The organism is Flindersiella endophytica (assembly GCF_054779015.1).
Genome location: NZ_BAAGYY010000026.1, coordinates 1 through 5,244, shown reverse-complemented (window position 1 = coordinate 5,244; position 5,244 = coordinate 1). Strand labels below are relative to the sequence as shown.

The window sequence follows — 5,244 nt, the reverse complement described above, 5'->3', positions numbered from 1 at the left end:
GCGTGGAGGAAAGTAAGAATATGTGTGGTGACAAGCCCTCGGCCTATTAGTACCGGTCAGCTCCACACGTCTTATGGTCCGTGCTTCCACTTCCGGCCTATCAACCCAGTGGTCTGCTGGGGGCCTTACCCGGTTAACCCGGTGGGAGACCTCATCTTGAAGCGTGCTTCCCGCTTAGATGCCTTCAGCGGTTATCACTCCCGAACGTAGCCAACCAGCCGTGCTCCTGGCGGAACAACTGGCACACCAGAGGTTCGTCCATCCCGGTCCTCTCGTACTAGGGACAGCCCTTCTCAAGTCTCCTACGCGCGCAGCGGATAGGGACCGAACTGTCTCACGACGTTCTAAACCCAGCTCGCGTGCCGCTTTAATGGGCGAACAGCCCAACCCTTGGGACCTGCTCCGGCCCCAGGATGCGACGAGCCGACATCGAGGTGCCAAACCATGCCGTCGATATGGACTCTTGGGCAAGATCAGCCTGTTATCCCCGGGGTACCTTTTATCCGATAAGTTACGGCGCTTCCACACGCCACCGTAAGATCACTAGTCCCGACTTTCGTCCCTGCTCGACCTGTCAGTCTCACAGTCAAGCTCCCTTGTGCACTTACACTCGCCATCTGATTGCCAACCAGATTGAGGGAACCTTTGGGCGCCTCCGTTACATTTTGGGAGGCAACCGCCCCAGTTAAACTACCCATCAGGCACTGTCCCTGAACCAGATCATGGTCCGAGGTTAGACAGCCAATACGATCAGAGTGGTATTTCAAGATTGACTCCACCCGAACTAGCGTCCAGGCTTCACAGTCTCCCACCTATCCTACACAAATCGAACCGACCACCAATACCAAACTATAGTGAAGGTCCCGGGGTCTTTCCGTCCTGCTGCGCGTAACGAGCATCTTTACTCGTAATGCAATTTCGCCGAGTCCATGGTTGAGACAGCGCCCAAGTCGTTACGCCATTCGTGCAGGTCGGAACTTACCCGACAAGGAATTTCGCTACCTTAGGATGGTTATAGTTACCACCGCCGTTTACTGGCGCTTAAGTTCTCAGCTTCGACCCCGAAGGGTCTAACCGGTCCCCTTAACGTTCCAGCACCGGGCAGGCGTCAGTCCGTATACATCGTCTTGCGACTTCGCACGGACCTGTGTTTTTAGTAAACAGTCGCTTGGGCCTGGTCTCTGCGGCCATCCACGCCTTGGACAGCAAGTGTCCGAACGCTTCAGGCCCCCCTTCTCCCGAAGTTACGGGGGCATTTTGCCGAGTTCCTTAACCACGGTTCGCTCGATCGCCTCGGTATTCTCTACCTGACCACCTGTGTCGGTTTAGGGTACGGGCGGCTCTGTTCCTCGCTAGAGGCTTTTCTCGACAGCATAGGATCACTCAGTTCGTCTCAATCGACTCCGCATCAGGTCTCAGGCACATGAGGCACGGATTTACCTACACCTCGCCCTACACCCTTACCCGCGGACAACCATCGCCGCGGATGAGCTACCTTCCTGTGTCACCCCATCGCTTGCCTACTACCGGATCGGGTCACCCGCTCCACCACAAACCACCCGAAGGCGATCCACAGTTTCAGGGGCTTAGCATCACCGGCCTCAACATGGGCGGAACAACGCCGGTACGGGAATATCAACCCGTTGTCCATCGACTACGCCTGTCGGCCTCGCCTTAGGTCCCGACTTACCCAGGGCGGATTAGCCTGGCCCTGGAACCCTTGGTCATTCGGCGGAAGGGTTTCTCACCCTTCTTTCGCTACTCATGCCTGCATTCTCACTCGTATAGCATCCACGACTAGGTCACCCTGCCGCTTCACACGCCACACGACGCTCCCCTACCCACCCACACACCTAGACCCACCTTTCAAGAAGGCGGGCCGGGTTATTGTGTGAGTGCCACAGCTTCGGCGGTTTGCTTGAGCCCCGCTAAATTGTCGGCGCAGAATCACTTGACCAGTGAGCTATTACGCACTCTTTCAAGGGTGGCTGCTTCTAAGCCAACCTCCTGGTTGTCTCTGCAACTCCACATCCTTTTCCACTTAGCAAACGCTTAGGGGCCTTAGCTGGTGATCTGGGCTGTTTCCCTCTCGACTATGAAGCTTATCCCCCACAGTCTCACTGCCGCGCTCTCACCTACCGGCATTCGGAGTTTGGTTGATTTCGGTAAGCTTGTAGGCCCCCTAGACCATCCAGTGCTCTACCTCCGGCAGGAAACACGCGACGCTGCACCTAAATGCATTTCGGGGAGAACCAGCTATCACGGAGTTTGATTGGCCTTTCACCCCTATCCACAGGTCATCCCCCAACTTTTCAACGTTGGTGGGTTCGGGCCTCCACACGGTCTTACCCGCGCTTCACCCTGCCCATGGATAGATCACTCCGCTTCGGGTCTAGAGCATGCGACTCAAACGCCCTATTAGGACTCGCTCTCGCTACGGCTACCCCACACGGGTTAACCTCGCCACACACCACTAACTCGCAGGCTCATTCTTCAAAAGGCACGCCATCACCCACCCAGCCACAAGGACTGCCAGGCTCTGACGGATTGTAAGCACACGGTTTCAGGTACTATTTCACTCCCCTCCCGGGGTACTTTTCACCTTTCCCTCACGGTACTGGTCCGCTATCGGTCACCAAGGAGTATTTAGGCTTAGCGGGTGGTCCCGCCAGATTCACACAAGGTTTCTCGGGCCCCGTGCTACTTGGGAAAACACTCACGAGCCGATACCTTACGTCTACGGGGGTCACACCCTCTATGCCAGCCCATTCAAGGCCTTCGACTTCAGCATCAGTTTCTCACTCGTCACCAGGTCAGCAGCCCTGATCGAATGCTCCCACAACCCCACGCAGGCAACACCTGCCAGCTATCACACCTACGCGGTTTAGCCTCATCCGCTTTCGCTCGCCACTACTAACGGAATCACAATTGTTTTCTCTTCCTGTGGGTACTGAGATGTTTCACTTCCCCACGTTCCCTCCGCACGCCCTATATATTCAGACGACGGTAACTGGACACAACTCCAGCTGGGTTACCCCATTCGGACATCCCCGGATCAACGCTCGGTTGCCAACTCCCCAGGGCTTATCGCAGGCTCCAACGTCCTTCATCGGCTCTTGGTGCCAAGGCATCCACCGTATGCTCTTAGTAGCTTGTCAAACACCACAAAGACACTTACAAAAACAAGATGCTCGCGTCCACTATGCAGTTCTCAAAATACGGGCAGAAACCCCCTCCACAAACCCGCTGACCAACCACCAAAAGGAGCCGGCAGTACGAGAAGAAGAAGGCCCACAAAGAAAAACCAGAAACCCCAAAAAAAGGGGAGCCCGATCCCTCAGGACCCAACAGCGTGCCACAACACCCCACCAGCATCACAACAAGCGTTCCACGCCCCAACCCCAAAGAGAAGAAGCAGTACTAACCGTTGATCCACCAACAGAATGCCTAAAGTCAATGTTCTACTCACATGAGCAAACCGCCTGAGAACACTCGCCTCAGAAACGGCGCCCTGGACAACCCGGCCAAAACCGTAGCCGCCAGTGACTGCTCCTTAGAAAGGAGGTGATCCAGCCGCACCTTCCGGTACGGCTACCTTGTTACGACTTAGTCCTAATCGCCAGCCCCACCTTCGACAGCTCCACCCCTTACGGGTTAGGTCACTGGCTTCGGGTGTTGCCGACTTTCATGACTTGACGGGCGGTGTGTACAAGGCCCGGGAACGTATTCACCGCAGCGTTGCTGATCTGCGATTACTAGCGACTCCAACTTCACGGGGTCGAGTTGCAGACCCCGATCCGAACTGAGGCCGGCTTTTTGGGATTCGCTCCACCTCACGATTTCGCAGCCCTTTGTATCAGCCATTGTAGCATGTTTGCAGCCCTGGATGTAAGGGGCATGATGACTTGACCTCATCCCCACCTTCCTCCGAGTTGACCCCGGCAGTCTCCTATGAGTCCCCGGCATGACCCGCTGGCAACATAGGACGAGGGTTGCGCTCGTTGCGGGACTTAACCCAACATCTCACGACACGAGCTGACGACAGCCATGCACCACCTGTGCAGGACCCTTACGGACCCGACATCTCTGCCGGATTTCCCTGCATGTCAAACCCAGGTAAGGTTCTTCGCGTTGCCTCGAATTAAGCAACATGCTCCGCCGCTTGTGCGGGCCCCCGTCAATTCCTTTGAGTTTTAGCCTTGCGGCCGTACTCCCCAGGCGGGGCGCTTAATGCGTTAGCTGCGGCACGGAAGACGTAGAAAGCCTCCCACACCTAGCGCCCAACGTTTACGGCGTGGACTACCAGGGTATCTAATCCTGTTCGCTCCCCACGCTTTCGCTCCTCAGCGTCAGGTAAGGCCCAGAGAGCCGCCTTCGCCACCGGTGTTCTCCCAGATATCTGCGCATTCCACCGCTACACCTGGGGTTCCACTCTCCCCTGCCTACCTCTAGTCTGCCCGTATCGAAAGCAGTCCCGAAGTTAAGCCTCGGAATTTCACTTTCGACGCGACAAACCGCCTACGAGCCCTTTACGCCCAATAATTCCGGACAACGCTCGCACCCTACGTCTTACCGCGGCTGCTGGCACGTAGTTGGCCGGTGCTTCTTCTGCAGGTACCGTCACTTCCGCTTCGTCCCTGCTGAAAGAGGTTTACAACCCGAAGGCCGTCATCCCTCACGCGGCGTTGCTGCGTCAGGCTTCCGCCCATTGCGCAATATTCCCCACTGCTGCCTCCCGTAGGAGTCTGGGCCGTGTCTCAGTCCCAGTGTGGCCGGTCGCCCTCTCAGGCCGGCTACCCGTAATAGCCTTGGTAGGCCGTTACCCCACCAACAAGCTGATAGGCCGCGAGCCCATCCCCAACCACTAACACTTTCCAACCCACACCATGCGGCGCAGATTCATATCCGGTATTAGACCCAGTTTCCCAGGCTTATCCCAAAGTTGAGGGCAGGTTGCTCACGTGTTACTCACCCGTTCGCCGCTCGAGTACCCCGAAGGGCCTTTCCGCTCGACTTGCATGTGTTAAGCACGCCGCCAGCGTTCGTCCTGAGCCAGGATCAAACTCTCCGTTGAAGAACTTCGAATTCAAACCCGACATACAACTCAATGAAGAGTCATCGTCAAAGGAATCCCTCAGCAACACACGGCACAACCAACCAAACGGTCAGCCACACACGTGCACCACCAGGGGGCGTTTGTGCATTGACTATTAGCACGCTGTTGAGTTCTCAAGAATCGGACGC

Annotated in this window: 2 rRNA genes; both read right to left on the bottom strand. The window is 56.4% G+C overall.

The features are described 5' to 3' along the window. Nucleotides 1-26: 26 nt before the first annotated feature. Nucleotides 27-3,158 (bottom strand): 23S ribosomal RNA (locus ACYVF6_RS32275). 399 nt (nt 3,159-3,557) lie between these two features. Further along, nucleotides 3,558-5,074 (bottom strand): 16S ribosomal RNA (locus ACYVF6_RS32270). Together the 16S and 23S rRNA genes form the textbook arrangement of a ribosomal RNA operon. Nucleotides 5,075-5,244: the final 170 nt, after the last annotated feature.